The organism is Streptomyces griseoluteus, assembly GCF_004784465.1.
Lineage (GTDB): Bacteria > Actinomycetota > Actinomycetes > Streptomycetales > Streptomycetaceae > Streptomyces > Streptomyces griseoluteus.
Genome location: NZ_SRRU01000016.1, coordinates 12,990 through 27,333, shown reverse-complemented (window position 1 = coordinate 27,333; position 14,344 = coordinate 12,990). Strand labels below are relative to the sequence as shown.

Annotated in this window: 14 protein-coding genes and 3 pseudogenes; 12 read left to right on the top strand and 5 right to left on the bottom strand. The window is 67.4% G+C overall.

Annotation, left to right across the window (positions count from 1 at the left end):
* Positions 1-157: 157 nt before the first annotated feature.
* Both E5082_RS30740 and E5082_RS30735 read right to left on the bottom strand, forming a co-directional pair.
* Entirely contained in the window at positions 158-682 is a 525-nt protein-coding gene (locus tag E5082_RS30740) for a hypothetical protein (protein WP_135794502.1), read from the bottom strand.
* A gap of 305 nt (positions 683-987) precedes the next feature.
* Entirely contained in the window at positions 988-1,392 is a 405-nt protein-coding gene (locus E5082_RS30735; RefSeq protein ID WP_135794501.1) for a MerR family transcriptional regulator, read from the bottom strand.
* Between the two features lie 78 nt (positions 1,393-1,470).
* Between E5082_RS30735 and E5082_RS30730 the strand changes: the two genes are divergently transcribed.
* The 8 genes and pseudogenes from E5082_RS30730 to E5082_RS30690 all read left to right on the top strand — a co-directional run bounded on the left by E5082_RS30730 (position 1,471) and on the right by E5082_RS30690 (position 9,403).
* Positions 1,471-2,493: an MFS transporter gene (locus E5082_RS30730; protein ID WP_135794500.1), complete on the top strand. Its 1,023-nt coding sequence runs from the start codon at positions 1,471-1,473 to the stop codon at positions 2,491-2,493.
* Between the two features lie 534 nt (positions 2,494-3,027).
* The gene (locus E5082_RS33610; RefSeq protein WP_308437585.1) at positions 3,028-3,822 is read left to right on the top strand and encodes a thiol-disulfide oxidoreductase DCC family protein; all 795 of its coding nucleotides are present in this window, start codon (positions 3,028-3,030) and stop codon (positions 3,820-3,822) included.
* Entirely contained in the window at positions 3,758-4,630 is an 873-nt protein-coding gene (locus E5082_RS30715) for a serine hydrolase domain-containing protein (protein ID WP_135794498.1), read from the top strand. Before E5082_RS33610 ends, E5082_RS30715 begins: the two co-directional genes overlap by 65 nt.
* Positions 4,631-5,331: 701 nt before the next feature.
* A complete protein-coding gene (locus E5082_RS30710; RefSeq protein ID WP_135794497.1) occupies positions 5,332-5,940 on the top strand; it encodes a hypothetical protein in 609 nt (202 codons plus the stop codon).
* A gap of 293 nt (positions 5,941-6,233) precedes the next feature.
* A pseudogene (locus E5082_RS30705) lies at positions 6,234-6,650 on the top strand (transposase); the annotation flags it as partial.
* A gap of 536 nt (positions 6,651-7,186) precedes the next feature.
* Positions 7,187-7,666 (top strand): hypothetical protein, encoded by a 480-nt coding sequence (locus E5082_RS30700; RefSeq protein WP_135794496.1) that lies wholly within the window; start codon positions 7,187-7,189, stop codon positions 7,664-7,666.
* Positions 7,667-8,042: 376 nt separating this feature from the next.
* The gene (locus E5082_RS30695; RefSeq protein WP_229919026.1) at positions 8,043-8,363 is read left to right on the top strand and encodes a hypothetical protein; all 321 of its coding nucleotides are present in this window, start codon (positions 8,043-8,045) and stop codon (positions 8,361-8,363) included.
* Positions 8,364-8,680: 317 nt separating this feature from the next.
* Positions 8,681-9,403, top strand: coding sequence for a transposase family protein (locus tag E5082_RS30690; RefSeq protein ID WP_135794495.1), 723 nt, complete (start codon positions 8,681-8,683; stop codon positions 9,401-9,403).
* A 45-nt stretch (positions 9,404-9,448) separates the two neighbouring features.
* On the opposite strand, the gene E5082_RS30685 is transcribed toward E5082_RS30690, so the two are convergent.
* The 3 genes from E5082_RS30685 to E5082_RS30675 all read right to left on the bottom strand — a co-directional run bounded on the left by E5082_RS30685 (position 9,449) and on the right by E5082_RS30675 (position 11,448).
* Positions 9,449-9,952 carry a hypothetical protein gene (locus tag E5082_RS30685; RefSeq protein WP_135794494.1) on the bottom strand — a complete coding sequence of 168 codons (504 nt, stop codon included), beginning with the start codon at positions 9,950-9,952 and terminating at the stop codon, positions 9,449-9,451.
* A 78-nt stretch (positions 9,953-10,030) separates the two neighbouring features.
* Positions 10,031-10,378 carry a DUF6281 family protein gene (locus E5082_RS30680; protein ID WP_135794548.1) on the bottom strand — a complete coding sequence of 116 codons (348 nt, stop codon included), beginning with the start codon at positions 10,376-10,378 and terminating at the stop codon, positions 10,031-10,033.
* Between the two features lie 482 nt (positions 10,379-10,860).
* Positions 10,861-11,448, bottom strand: a complete 588-nt coding sequence (locus E5082_RS30675; protein WP_135794493.1) for an SMI1/KNR4 family protein — start codon at positions 11,446-11,448, stop codon at positions 10,861-10,863.
* Between the two features lie 150 nt (positions 11,449-11,598).
* Here E5082_RS30675 and E5082_RS33255 point away from each other — a divergent pair.
* The 4 genes and pseudogenes from E5082_RS33255 to E5082_RS30645 form a co-directional block, all read left to right on the top strand.
* Positions 11,599-11,799 (top strand): annotated as a pseudogene (locus tag E5082_RS33255) (GNAT family N-acetyltransferase); the annotation flags it as partial.
* Positions 11,800-11,958: 159 nt separating this feature from the next.
* Positions 11,959-12,150 (top strand): annotated as a pseudogene (locus E5082_RS30660) (IS630 family transposase); the annotation flags it as partial.
* Positions 12,151-12,284: 134 nt separating this feature from the next.
* The gene (locus tag E5082_RS30655) at positions 12,285-12,680 is read left to right on the top strand and encodes a hypothetical protein (protein WP_135794492.1); all 396 of its coding nucleotides are present in this window, start codon (positions 12,285-12,287) and stop codon (positions 12,678-12,680) included.
* 1,016 nt (positions 12,681-13,696) lie between these two features.
* The gene (locus tag E5082_RS30645) at positions 13,697-14,218 is read left to right on the top strand and encodes a transglycosylase SLT domain-containing protein (protein ID WP_135794490.1); all 522 of its coding nucleotides are present in this window, start codon (positions 13,697-13,699) and stop codon (positions 14,216-14,218) included.
* Positions 14,219-14,344 lie beyond the last annotated feature (126 nt).

The following is a 14,344-nucleotide window of genomic DNA, read 5'->3' as shown; positions in this document are numbered from 1 at the left end:
CCCCACTGCACGTCGCCGGACGTGACGTCCCTCGTTTGCGGCTGGTGACAGCGTTCTTACCGGCACCCCTGGTTGCGGCGTCGCCGATGGGACCAATCGAGCCGGTGGGCCGTGCCGTGGACGGCCCAGCCTTCTCACCGGGCGGGGGCAGGGTCAGTTAGCGGTCGAGGTCGATGGTGAAGCGCCTGGTGCCCGTACCGATCGTGTCGGCGTGGACCTGGCCACGAGCCCGGTCGAACACCCCGGTGCCGCCGGTGATCGCGTTGTCGAACGAAGGCGGAGGGATCGCGACGCCGCCCTCCGCGTTGAGAATGCGGAAGACCATCCCCTGCACGGTGAGTTGGCCGCCCGGGAGTTTGTAGGTCACGACGCACTCCTCCGCTCCGCGGTTTTCGACCGTGGTGGTGGTGCAGAAGCCGCCGGTTTCGCCGACCTGGATTTTGTCGTTCTCGTCGAAGAGGATCGAGCGGACCACGGTCCGATCGCCCTGGGCGGCGGGGCCGCCGGGGGTGACGGGGAAGCGCGACTGCTGCGCAAGATGGCCGATGAGTGTGATGACCTTGTCTCCGCCCTTGGTGTGGGCGGAGTCGGTGTTCGTCGCGGCGGCCGCGACAGGGGTGCAGGCGAAAAGGGTGACCAGGGCAGTGGCCGCGCCGAGACAGGCTGCTCTGATGGGGCGCATCGTGTGGCTCCTGAGGTTGATGCTCGTGGATGGTCAGGTGCCGCATTCATAACCTCGGCGGTGCCGCCGCCCGGAACGTCCCGGCGCGACCCACCGTCAGATCCGACCAGTCGGACCAACCCGGCACGAGAGACGGCCCGGCCGACCGCGTACTACGAAGATCACGATCTACAGCTGGAGTACGAGCACCCGATCCCACCCGTTTCGCCTACGCGACACGGATGCCGCATCGCCGCACCCCCGTGCTAGGTGTTGCGGGTCAGGACGTTGTTGACGGTGGCAGCGCTATTCGGGGCCGGTGGCGGTCATGCCCGTGTGCTGCGGGCTGTTGCGCCGCTTGTCGCGCGTTCTGCGACATCGGCGGGGGCTGCGGCGATGACTTTGTCGAGTGCGGCGCGGGAGGTCTGTAAATCGGTGATGGCCTTGGTGATCCGCTCGCGTTCCTTGGTCAGGTCGGCCAGGAGGTCGGAGCAGGTCGGCACCAGGCGTTCGCCCTCGTCACGCAGACAGGGCAGGATCGTCGCGATGGTGGCGGTGTTCAGCCCGGCGGCGAGCAGGCTGCGGATGCGGCGCACGGTGTCCACGTCCGCCTCGCTGTATTCGCGGTAGCCGCTGGGCCGCCGCTGGGGCTGGAGCAGGTTCTGTTCCTCGTAGTAGCGCAGCAGTCGTTCGTGTACGCCGGTCTTGCGGGACAGCTCACCGATCCGCACTTCATCCTCCTCGTGGATGTCTCGGGTGGGCAACGCCGCTTGACTCTCACACCGATGTGAGACTCTAGCTTCCCCAGCATGACCAAGAGTTGCGCCTCGCTCGCGGCCTTGTGCGCGAGCGTCTTCGTTGTCGGTACGTCGGAATACCTGGTCGCGGGCATGCTGCCCGAGGTCGGCGCGGATCTTCAGCTATCGCAAAGCGCTGCGGGGCAGGCGGTGACCGCCTACGCGCTCGGCGTGGTGATCGGCGGGCCCGCGGTGACCACGCTGACCGCGCGACTGCCCCGCAAGCCCCTGGCCCTCGGGCTGATGCTGCTGTTCGCCGCGGGCAGCGCGGTCAGCGCCCTGGCCTCCTCGTTCACGATGTTGCTGGCCGGGCGGGGGGGCTCCTTGCTCAGCCACGCCGCGTTCTTGGCGTTGGCGCTGGTGGTGGCCACCAGCGTGGTGCCCGAGCAAAAGACCGGCTCGGCGATCGCCACGGTGGCCTCCGGGTTCACCGTCGCTACCTTGCTCGGGGTACCGCTGGGCTCACTGCTGGGATACCCGGCCGGCTGGCGGGCCCCGTTCGCGGTGCTGACCGCGCTGACCTTGACCGCCGTCGCGCTGTTGGCTCTGCTGCTGCCCAAACAACAGGCGTCGTCCGCCGGCCTGCGCGACGAGCTGCGCGTGGTGAGCCGCAAACCGGTGCTGCTGGCCATCGCCACCACCGCGGTCGGCTTCTCCGGCGTCGCCGTCGTCATTACCTACATCGCGCCGCTGCTCACCCGCATCGCCGGCTTCTCCCCGGCCGCCATCTCCGCTCTCCTGTTTGCCTACGGCGCCGGCAGCTTTCTGGGCAACCTGGCCGCCGCCAAGCTGACCGACAGGTCCATCTCCGCCACCGTGCGCGGGGTATTCGGCGGCCTGACCGGCGTGCTGGCAGTCATGCCGTTCGCTGCCGCCTGGCAGCCCACCGCCGTGCTTGCGGTCCTGGTCCTGGGCCTGCTGGCCACCGCCACCATTGCCCCGTTGCAGGGCCTGATCCTGCGCCTTGCCGTAAAAGGGGCTGGCGCCGCGGTTGAGAGCTATCCCACCGCAGCCGTGACCCAGGAGAGGGTTTAGGGACGTCAAGCAGGATGTAGTCGCGGGCGGACACGCCTTTCGCGCGGCGGCACGGCACGCCGGTGCTGGGCCGCCGCCCCGCACATCCCGCACCTGATGCGTGGCTCAAACAGAGCAGCATCGCTCAAGAGCCCGCCTAAGTTCGGGAGCTCCGGCACCGGCCGCCTCCCCGACTGCCTTCCAAGAGCAAGGAGCTGACAATGGAATCCACGCCGCCCAAGCATCACCCGCAGGACCCTGGCGCCATGGTCGGTCTCTTCGGATCCAGTCGGGAGAGACGTACCTGGGTACGCCCCCGGTTTCGCCGGCACCTGGCGTACTTCTCTCGCCCGCAGGTCCGCAGGTGCTCGGGCCCGACCCGCTGCAATGGTCCTGGTCCGACGTGACGGATCTGCGGGTGACCGAGGCACCGGTTCGTTCAACTGCCGCCCGGTGGGCGGCCCGTGCCGCGAGTGTTGCCGCGGCAGCCCTAAACGCGTGGGTTCCCAGCAGCCCGGCCGAGATGACCGTAGTGATTGCCGCCGGTGGGAATGAATGCAAGACGCCAGTCTTCTCGGGTGCCTCAAGCGCCTACACGCAGCGGGAGGTCGACCTCTCGCACGGGCTGCTCGCACGCTTCGTCCGCGGCACCTCCTCGCCCGCCGTCATGTCAGATTGGTGGAACCGAGACTGGCAGCCCTCCGCAGTACAGCCGTCGCGGCACCGGGAGGCCCTTCTCCAGAGCTGGCTACGAGCCGGATGAAAGCGCTGCCTTCCCAACCATTTGCGACTGCCGCCCCACCACGCGCTCCCCGAATCCCTCCGCCGCGGCCGCCCCTCATGAACGAGAGGAATTCCTCCCCTGTGGACGAAACCGCCCTGGGCGGTGCCACCGCGCAGCGCCCCTTACTGGTCTTCGACGGAGACTGTGCCTTCTGTCAGGCCGCCGTTCAACAAATCCGCGTTCGCGCCCGACCTCAGATGCCCGCCGCACCCTGGCAGTCCCTCCCAAAGCCTCTGATACGGACCCACCTCCAGCGCTTGGACAGGGAAGTCCTCCTGCTCGACGGAGGGACGGCACTCTGCGGCGGTGCTGCTGCTCTCGCTGGCTTCCTCGGCTCCTCGCCGACCCGTCGCTACCGCGGGATGGCATTCGGCCTGCGGCTTCCAGTCATCAGGCTGCTTGCTCACCAGATCTACCGATGGGTGGCAGTCAACCGGCACCGGATGCCCGCCGGAACAGCAACCTGCGTTTTCCCCCGTCCCCTCCCGCGGAAAGCCTCCCATGCGCCCCATCGCCACTTGCATCCTCAGCAGCAGCCAAGCCCCCCAAGTCCTGCATGGACATGATCTGGACGCATACGTCCAGATCGGGTCTCTGAGCAAGACACTCACCGGAACCGCGCTGGCCCAGTTGGCTGCGCGGGGTGTGCTCCAGCTGGACACCCCACTGGAGCAGTTTCTGCCCGTTCCGCGGGGAACCGGCATCACCTTGAGGCATCTTGCCCAGCACACCTCCGGCCTGCCACGGCTTCCCCCGCACGTGAAACGGCGCGACCCGTACGCCGGCTTCGACGATGCCGCCCTGCATGCCGTGCTCCACAGACTGGACGCCCTCACCACCGCTGCCCCGGGCCAAACCGAGGAATACTCCAACCTCGGTTACGCCATCCTCGGAGCCGCGCTGACTTCCGCCGCAGGTATGTCCTACCAAGACCTTCTGGATCTCTACGTCCTTGCCCCTTTGGACATCACCGAGATAACCAGCGCTCCGCCACCGGACAGATGCCTTTACAGCCGCGGGCTGTTCGGCCGCCCACGTCGTCCCTGGACCATGACAGGCGCCATCCTGCCCGCCGGCGGGCTCTGGGCCACCCTGCGGGCCACGGCTCACTTGGTGACCAAGCTCCTCGTAGAACAGAAACTGGGGGAGCCCGCCTTGTCCTGGCAGAGATCCGGCACCGTGCTCTGGCACAACGGCGCCACCGGTGACGCCTCCGTTTTCGCCGGTGCCACGCCGGACGGCAGATGGGCACTGGTCCACCGCCTCACCGGACAAGCCGACCGTACCGACGAACTGGGCATCAAACTCCTGCAGCAGGCCACCCCCAGTCCTAGTAGGCCCTGGACTCCTACCTCGGACACCAGGGACAAGTAACTGGCGGGTAGCGGCTGCGGGGCCATCGTTTGCCGACGTTGATTCGCGACACGGGTTGCCGACGCTGCCGAACTGCGGAAGCTCGAGCAGTCGAAGGCGGGCCCGATCGGACTGCCTTGCCGGACGCCATGTCGCGGCGAAGGCCGCGGGCGTCCGACCTCCTGCACGTCGCCGTAGTGCTGCTCATGCATGGTGAGTGTGACGGTAGTCAGGGAGTGTCGTTGGGCTGGAGGGTCTGCCGGGAGCCATCGGCTTCGCGGAATTGGTTAACAGGGGGCGGAGTCGTCTACCGCTCCGTCGGTGTGGTCGGAACCGATCTGTGTGCTCAGGCGGGCTGACGGAGTGCGCTGACCAGCGCGCGTGGGTGCTCTGCGTGGAAGCGGATGGTGGGCCTTTTCCGTTGCGCCGAGCGCGTGGATACGTCCCACAGTCCGGCCCGGTCCTTCCGGGGCCGCAAGACCAGCCCAAGTCACGGGCTGATGAGGCGCCGGACAGGGTGACCTCGGAGCCGCGGCCGCCCTTCTCGGCGTCGCCGCCGGTCACGGTTTGCTGGATTGTGGGGCATATCGGTCCGCCTCCAGGGCGGGGTTGCGCTGGAAGATGCGGGCAACCGCGACCAGGTGTCGCCACGCGTTCGCGGTCGTCCGGTGGCGAAAACGACTTGGGGGAATTTATGAGACCCCTCTGATTCACTGAGGCACATGGGGATCGGAGCGCTCATCACACAGACGCGACGGCTGGCGGCACACGAGGGGCGGTGGATGGCGAGCCTCGGGCTCTGGGTGGCTCGGCGCTCGCACGGGGTCGGGGACACGGACATTGCTGTCGGGTACGCGCGCGCTCAGGCGCCGACGGCGTACGGTCTGGTCTTCGTGTTCGTGGTCGAGACGGTCGGGGTGTCTTTCATGCTCGCCGCGTATCCGGTCGCCCACCTGGTCATGCTGCTTCTCGACCTCTACGCGGTGTTTATGATCTTGGGGCTGCACGCCGCCGCCGTCACACGCCCACACGTCGTGGGGCCGGCCGAGCTGCGAATACGGCGAGGCACACGGCTCGATCTGCGGATACCCCTGGAATGGATCGGGTCCGCCCGTTACGACCTCCGCTTCCCGGACACGAACAAGTCCGAGGACGGTGTGCTGGACGTGGCCATCGCCTCGCAGACCTCGATCACTATCGAGCTGACCCGACCAGTCACCACCGTAAGCCTGTTGGGGCGGCGCGCGAAGATTCATACGGTCCGCTGCCACGCCGATGAACCGCAGACCGCCGTCGCGGCGATCAAGAAGCTGCTGCCGATGGACAGCTGACACGGCCGACACTGTCACCGCGGTCATCCAGTGGCAGGGCGGTGAGGGCCTCAAGGCGGGCCCGTGCCTCTTTGAGCTGGCGGTCAACGGCACGGACCAGAGCCGACAGCCCGTCAGCTGACCCCGGCAGACGGCAGGTTCCATCTTCGGGCACGTCCTCGTCCGTCCGGCGGGCCACACGTGTGCTCACTGCTTCGTGCGGGTCTACGCGTCTTCCCGTGCGGGTGCGGGTGTGGACGTCCGGGTGCCGGGGGCGGTGGGTTCGGGCAGGGCGCGGAAGAGGAGCCAGCTCCCCCGAGGCCCGCCATCAGAGGTGCTGGGTGCACAAGATCGCCAACACCCTTGATGCCCTCCCGAAGTCCGCCCCGCCCAGGGCGAAGAAGGCCCTGCAGGAGATGTACAACGCCGAGGACCGCGACCACGCGCTCCTGGCGGTCGCGGCATTCGAGAAGACCTACGGCACGAAGTTTCCCAAGGCGGTCAAGAAGATCACCGACGACGTGGACGAGCTGCTGGCCTTCTATGACTTCCCCGCCGAACACTGGATCCACCTACGCACCACGAACCCCATCGAGACCACGTTCGCCACCGTCCGCCTGCGCACGAAGGTCGCCAAGGGCGCCGGCAGCGCGGCCGCAGCCCTGGCCATGGTCTTCAAGCTGGTGGAATCCGCCCAGGCCCGCTGGCGAGCCGTCGACGCACCCCACCTAGGGCCTGTCCGGCGGATCATGGCGCGAACGCGGGGTCTGGCACGCCCTCCCCCAAGCTCTGCGAGCAGGGGGGACCCCCAGCGGCGTTGTCGTCACTCGCCGACGCTCCGCGTCGACTCCCTTCTCCGCCTTGCACCTGGACGCACCAGACCCCGCTCACCTGGGACGATCGGCACCGCTGCTTCCCCGCCCCCTGATCCGCCGGACAGGCCCTAAAGGGTGTTGCACAACGGCGATCACGCTCAGATCCAGCCATCGGCAGCAAGGTCAACTGCCCGAATGTGCCCGTCTTTCTGCCGTCTTGGAACGCCGCAGGAAGGAGACCCGGAAGATCGACCAGCCGTTGTGCAACAGCCTTTAGTCGCCCTCGTCCGCGCCGGAGCCCGCTTCGAACGCGGCCTGCTGGTCGAGCGCCGGGACCGGGTGGCGTAAGGCAGCACTCGGCGTGCCGGGCGGACTCCGAACGCCCGCAGCGCCGAAGCCGAAGGGTAGGGTCCGTGGCGACAGCCAAGGGTCGGGGAAGGGCAGGAGCTGGGGTGGGCGCGTCATCGTGGCAATACATCGAGCCTTATGCCGGAGATGTCGCGGCGGCCTTGGCCACCGTGCGACAGCGCGAGTTCGAAAGGCTCTTCGTCCACGGAACCCACTGGGACAAGCTCCAGCCCGCAGGCCGGCCGTTCACCTCTGTGGACGACCTCGATGCCCTGTGGGAAGACGAGACCTTCGGCAGCGAGGGAACACACACGATCATCGACGTGTGGGAGGTGATCGACGCCGAGGCGTACGACGATTCCCACACCGTGCGCCCGCTGTCGGACGACGAATCCCGCGAGATCTTCGAAACCTCGGAGCCGACCCGAGGAGATTTCGAACGAGCCCAGGAGCGCTACGACGCACGGCACCCGGGCTCGGAGGGACTATGGGACATGCCGCGTTGGTCAGCGTGGTGCAGGCCGTTGAAGGACGCCGATGGGGCGAATCCCGTGATCGCCTTTTGGGGCAGGTCTGGCGACTGACGGCCATGGCTTGATGCACAGATCTTGACTATTGCTCTCAACGGTGGCCATACAGGTCGCCTCACGGTCTCCGGTGGGTACTGCTGGACGGGAAAGGGTGCTGTGGTTGCTGTACTTCGCTGGGGTACGCGAGCGACCGGGCCTCCGCGGCTACGTCTTCCTCGGAACAGTTACTGAGCCTTTTCCAACCTCGGCTTGCCGTTGTCAGGTGAAGGGTGAGGACGGCCTTGACCAAGCCGGTGATGCCGGTGGTCCTGCATTGTGTGTGCGTGCACCGACCAGCCCCAGGCCCGAGCCGTGGACGCCGACCCGACTTTCCGCCCGTTCTCTCGCGGCGGCAGGATGCCTGATCACGAACGAGCGCGCGGGAGATCCCATGAACGATCAAGGCATCCCTGGCTCGGCAGAAGGGTTCAGCATCTTCGCTGTCGACGCCAACTGGCCGGAATCGCGGCAGGTCACGGGTCACGGCTACAACCGAGCCACCGGCGACATCCATGTGTACCTGTGGTTCGGCTCTCCGTACTTCGACCCCCAGGTCGAGCACGTCACGGTCTTCAGCGCCTCCTCTGGCAATGCAGAGGCTGGCGAGGCCCTGGAACGGGCTTTCGAGATCTACTTCCACCCGGCGAGGAACCCCCCGCCAACCTGCCGGCCTCCGAACCCGTCACCATCACCACAGACGGGAAACCCATGACGTTCGAACTCTGGCGCGACAGCAGCAACTGTCACTGGATCGCACGGGGATGCATCGAGAGCACTGACGTGGTCCTGTCCGGCTCCGAGATCGAGCCCAGCGAGCTCAGCCTGGTCCGCGTGAGCGACCTGGCCTCATTCTCGAACCCGTTCGCGTCCCTCGGGTAACTGCACCACACGGCGGCCCTCAGCTCATGAAGCCGGCTCCAACCTGCCTGACAGGCTGGCCACTTGGCATGGTGGTGGCGTTTGGGAAATGGTGAAGCTCCTGGTAGATGGGTTATCGACCAAGATCAACATGTCCGCCCGGAGCTTCACGTGCTTGTCTATCCATCAGGGATCGAACTGTCCAGCTCGACGCTTCGTCACCTGGCCCGCCTGCTGTCCGCGCGGCGCCTGGAGCGCAAGACGCGCTGGCGTCGACTCACCACGGACCGCCAAGCCCTGTTGATATTGGCCCATCTGCGTTGCGGTCACACCTACGCCCAGCTCGCGGCTGGCTTCGGCATCGGAATCGCCACGGTGAACCGCTATGCCGACGAGGCGGTGGACGCCCTGTCCACGCTCGCCCCGGACCTCGCGACCGCCGTCCGTGCTGCGGGACGCAAGGCGTTCGTGATCCTCGACGGTACGCTCCTGGCGATCGACCGGGTCGCTGCCGACCGGCTCTACTACTCCGGGAAACACAAGAGGCACGGCATGAACGTGCAAGTCATCGCCGACCCTTTCGGCCGCCTGCTGTGGGCCTCGCCCGCCCTGCCCGGGACGGTGCACGACATCAGGGCCGCACGTACCCACGGGGTCATCGCCGCTCTGACAGAGGCCGACCTCCGCTGCTGGGCCGACAAGGGCTACCAGGGTGCCGGCGGCACCGTCCTCGTGCCCTTCCGGGGCCCCCACGCCAGGATCCGCGCGCTCGGCGAGCAAGCCATGGCCACCCTGAAGGCGTGGCGCTTGCTACGGAAGCTCCGCTGCAGCACCACCCGCGTCACCGACTTGGGCAAGGCCGTCCTCACCCTTCACCCGACAACGGCAAGCTGAGGTTGGAAAGGGCTCACTGTGGCAACCGCGATTATCTGGCTCCGCTTATGACCTACCGGACTCGCTCGGCTCAAGCGCAAGGGGCTGGCCAACCGCCGCGAGCAATTCGAGCGGCAACTCCTTATCCCCCTGTCCAATGGCGAGCCCGAGCCAGCGACCGGGATCCCGGCGCGGCCACGCCTGCATGCTTCCCGCCAGCTGGCTCATGTAGTTGATCGGCTCGGAAACCGCCTCCCCCTCGAGGCCGGCCCGCAGATACGGCAACAGGTCGACGACAAGCGGCTCGTCCCAGCGTGCCGTAAGAGCTGCGATCAGGGCGTCCAGGTAGGCCCGCAGCTCTGCTTCAGCCTTGCGCGCCGCCTCGCCGTCATCGTCATCCCAGAACTCCTGACTGGCCCGCAGGATACGCACACGATGATCAGGGCCACCGCAACCGGTGTCGTCAGAGAAGTTCGCCTCCGGGAAAGGCTGTGCAAGCAGCTCGTCGATCAAGGAGAGGTACTTCTCAAGGGCCGCGCTCGAAAAAGAGCCGGACTCAGCGGTCGTCATGAGCGCAGGCTATGGGACTGCCCCGACAAGCAACCCCTGACCTTGCGCACCGAACCGTGATCGCCCAGACAACTCCTCTTAGCGCCTGGTCAGGTTCTTGACCTCCGGAGGCAGGCTGCCACCGGCTTGGATGGCGAGCAGCATGACCTCGTCCGGGGTGTACCGCACCGCGATGGCGATACGTGGATCCAAGCCGTCGACGGCATAGGCCGTCGCTTCGTGCACTGCCGTATCGTCGTCGGCGCCCGGTGTGTCATTGCAGGGCGGCAACTCGGCGGTGCCGAGTGCGTCGCCTACCCGGAAGTCGACGTTGGCCACCTCCGTATAGGTACGGTCCCCATACGTGGCCACGATCGCGCAATCCCCTTCGGCCTCCCCGCCACCGCCCTGCGCCGAACAGGCGGCCGTCAGCACGGCCACGACCATGACCATCACCGAGGACAACGGCAGCAAGCGCGGCCGCGTCGGCCTGTCGGCGTCACGTGGGAGAGAAAGTCTGACTCGCATCAGTGGGACTCCTTCTGGAGCATGCGCTCTCCGTCTCACCGGGTCCGGCGGAACCCATGGGGAGTTCGAACCCCACGCGCGTCTCCCGATCGATTCATGAACGTCCAACAGAGCGACGACTCTTTCAGGTGCTCACGCCATCCTTCAAGGGGCGCGCCTGCTCGCCCGGTCGGTGTAGCGGCTTTGGGCGGGAGCTGCTCTGGCACGAGTGGCATCGACCTCTCGGCAGGTCCGTTCCTCCAGGTAGGCCCACCAGCCGCTCACCGGGCCACCAGCCGGGATCTCAGGGTTCGCGTCATAGGTTGGAACGTATGCCAGGAATCGGTGCCCGACCCGGCCACCCTCTTGGTGCTGTCGAATCTCGGGTTCTGGCTCACTTTCCGTGGAGTGGTTACGGAAAGTCAGATCTTCGGGGCCATGCGATGGCGGTTTGGATGGGCGCGAAGCTGGGCTGAGGTGAGTTCGAGGGCCCGGTTGTCGCGTCCGGCGCTCATGTGGTTGAGCCAGCGTTCGTACCAGTCGAGGAAGTCGGTGGCGGAGGAGACGTTGGGGCCCCAGAACCCGTCGCTGTTGCCGATGAGGACGCGGCCGGTGAGGGGACCGGTCACCGCGATGACGCATACGTCGGTGCAGCCCATTTCGATGACGTGGAGGAAGAGGTCGCGTTCGTGACCCCTGGGTTCTGCGTCGTCGAATCCGCGGAGTGCCCCCGGTTCCTCACGCGGGTTCATGACCAGCAGGGAACACCGCTCCAGCGGCATGAGGCCGTAGAACGGCGCCGCGCCTGAGCCGCCGATGTGCGTGAGGAACTGCCGGTAGGCGTCGGGCAGGGCGATGTTGTGCTCGGCCTCGAACGCAGCGACGCGTGCTTCTGCCAGCTTCGGACCGAGGCGGAACTTGTGTTGCTCTTCTCCGAAGGAGTGGCTGCGCAGTGGTTGGAACGGGATCGCGGCCAGCTTGCGACGCAGGCGGGGTATGCGGGGATCCATGGTGCATCTTCTCTCGTCCCGTCACCCTATGGGTGGCTGGGGTCAGCTGGCCAGGAGAACCCGTTTCCGCAGGAGCGCGAAGCCGGCTCGGCCGAACATCTGGCGTTTGAGCATCTTGATCCGGTTGACGTGTCCTTCGACGACGCCGGGAAAACCGGCACCGCCCGCGCCGTCCACGACGCGCTCCTCCTCACCGGCGACGAGCCGTTCGTAACGCTCATGGTCAACGCCGAAGCCGGAGACGGGAAGGTGCACGCCCTCTACCGGTAGTGGGGGTACGAGGACCTCGGGCACAGCCAGCCGTCCATGGCATCCCCGGTCCTGACCGTGATGATCCGCTCCACCTGCTGACCATGACGGACACCGCCGCTCACGTCCATGAGGGCATGTAAGAAGCCCCGCTGTTCACTAGTGCTCTGACCGGGATGGTTCACCCGGTTGTGCTTCGCGGTCAGGGGCCGGGGGCCGGTTGGATGTGGGGACACGTCCGATCTGGTGCGTGGAGGCGTGGTGGCAGAGCCGGTCAAAGTCCGCAGACTGGCCGACCAGGAGGGGCAGCGGCTGCAGCAGATCGTGCGGCGGGGCAGCACCAGCTCGGTGCGTTACCGGCGCGCGATGATGCTGTTGGCCTCGGCCGGCGGGAACCGCGTGCCGGTGATCGCCCAGCTGGTGGCGGCCGACGAGGACACTGTGCGCGACGTTCCCCTGCCTCGGAGCATCGGCCGGCCCCCGTGGACCGGTGATCAGGTACTCATACCGCCGGGCACTCAGGTACTCAGCCGAAGCTGAGCACACGCGCTCTACCTGGCAGACGGGCGGGCGGGAACGCTGGGACCATGAGCCCTCACCTGAAGAAGTCTGCCGCCCGCCCCCTGTCCTTCCTGCTCCAGGCCGTCGTTTCCGCCGCGCTCTGGGCCGCATGGCTCGGCTGGGATCAGCACCGCGACGTGCACCCTGACGGTTCCACGACCGGCCCGTACCAGCCGTGGCAGGTGATCGGGCTGGTACTCACCCTGCTCGTGCCGGTGTGCTGGGGAGCGCTGCGGGGTGATGCCCGGAGCGTGGTGGTCGGTACCTCGGCGGGCCTCACCATCGCCGCCTTCTACGACTGGTCGGACGACGCCACCGGGCTGTTCGGGGTCGGCGTGACGCTGGTCCTGCTGGGCAGCCTCGCCGCGACTGGCACCGTGGCCGCCGCCCTGAGACACAAGAAAGAGTCCCGCCCCGCCTGACGGCCCGCCCGGGCCCTCGCCCCCGCGCGCGGCTCCGTCTGCACCAGAGCAGCGAACTCCTAGTGCTCCCCGCCCACGCGGAAATGGAGGCGGGTTGCCGGCGGTGGCGTCTACCGTCTGGTGGATGACCAGTGCTTGGGTGTTGGAGGTCGCCATCCAGACGGCGCCGGCCGCTGATTCTCAATGGCAGGAGCATCTCCGGGAGCAGGGCCCGGCCGGGGTGGTCTTCCGGCGCTTCGGCCGGCTACAGAAACAGACGCTCCTCGAGGCGATCGGCAACCCGCGCCGCGTTGCCCACGACGCCCGCAAGCAGACCGAGTCCGGCCGGATTCGAGTTGCCCCCGCGCCTGCGGGGATGCTCCGGCCGACGAGATCGCCGACACCGGCGCGCAGAACCTGTCCCCGCGCACGCGGGGATGGTCCGACGAACGTGCCGTCCAGCGCCACGTAGGCTACGTCGCCCCCGCGCCGGCGGGGATGGTCCGCCGCGGGCGTCGGCTCGACAGAAGACGACGCGCCTGTGACGCGGTCCGTGCCCGCTGCCTGACTCCAGTGCTGATGGCGATCCCCACGCCGCCAGCTACGCACTGCTCAGGCACCTCGCCGGTACCGACGCCCCCGCCGCTCTCTGTCGGTGGTGTGCCGGTGGTGTGCGGGTGTGGCTGTGGTGGGTGGGGTGGGGGTTGTTTGGCGGGTTTGGTTGTGGTGGTGGTCATAGGAGGTAGATCACGTCCTATCGCGGGTCGTAGGTGGCCTCCCGTCGCGACCTGCGCTGCAGCCACCCAAGCGGGACATGTCTCGCATTTCTCCGTCTCGGGGTAGTAGGTCACATGCTTGCGCTAGCTTTTGTCCGGGTTTAACCATGTTTGTCGTTGCCGGAGCAGCGGGCCGGTCCGGGTGTTCATCCCGGTGCCTGTTCTTGTCTGACTGGCGGCCGCGGGGCCTCGCCCCGGCGCCCACAGGCTCTCGGTCTATTCCGGCCGGTGCCTCAACGACGTCCCTTGGAGAGACCCCTCTTGTCTGCGATCTTTGCTGCCCCCCGTTCTGTCCGCCTGCGTAACCTCGTCCTGACCGGTCTGGCCACCGCGGGTGCCGCGGCCGGTGCGGTGACGCTGATGCCGTCTGGCGCGTCCGCCGCCGAGATGCCGCAGACCACCCATCACGTCACCACCGCCGTCCACCGCGCTCACAGCGCCCCCCAGGCCGCTTCGGCTGGGTCGGGGAACCTCGACGGCTGGATCAAGCAGTCCCTGGCCATCATGAAGGCCAAGGGCATTCCGGGCACCTACGAGGGCCTGCACCGCAACATCATGCGCGAGTCCAGTGGCAACCCCAACGCCCAGAACAACTACGACGTCAACGCCAAGAACGGCATCCCCTCCAAGGGCCTGCTCCAGGTCATCGACCCCACGTTCAAGGCATTCCACGTCGCCGGCACCGCCAACAGCTCCACCGACCCGGTCGCCAACATCACCGCCGCCGCCAACTACGCCGCCCACCGTTACGGCTCCATCGACAACGTCAACTCCGCGTACTGAGCCACCCGGGGTAACGGTTACTGTCACGGTCACCGCCCAGCTCTCCGGCGCCTGGGTTCCCGGAGTCACGGTCCCACTCGCCGAAGCGGGCACCCACGGCGAGCACGGGCATCACCACCGGTCCGG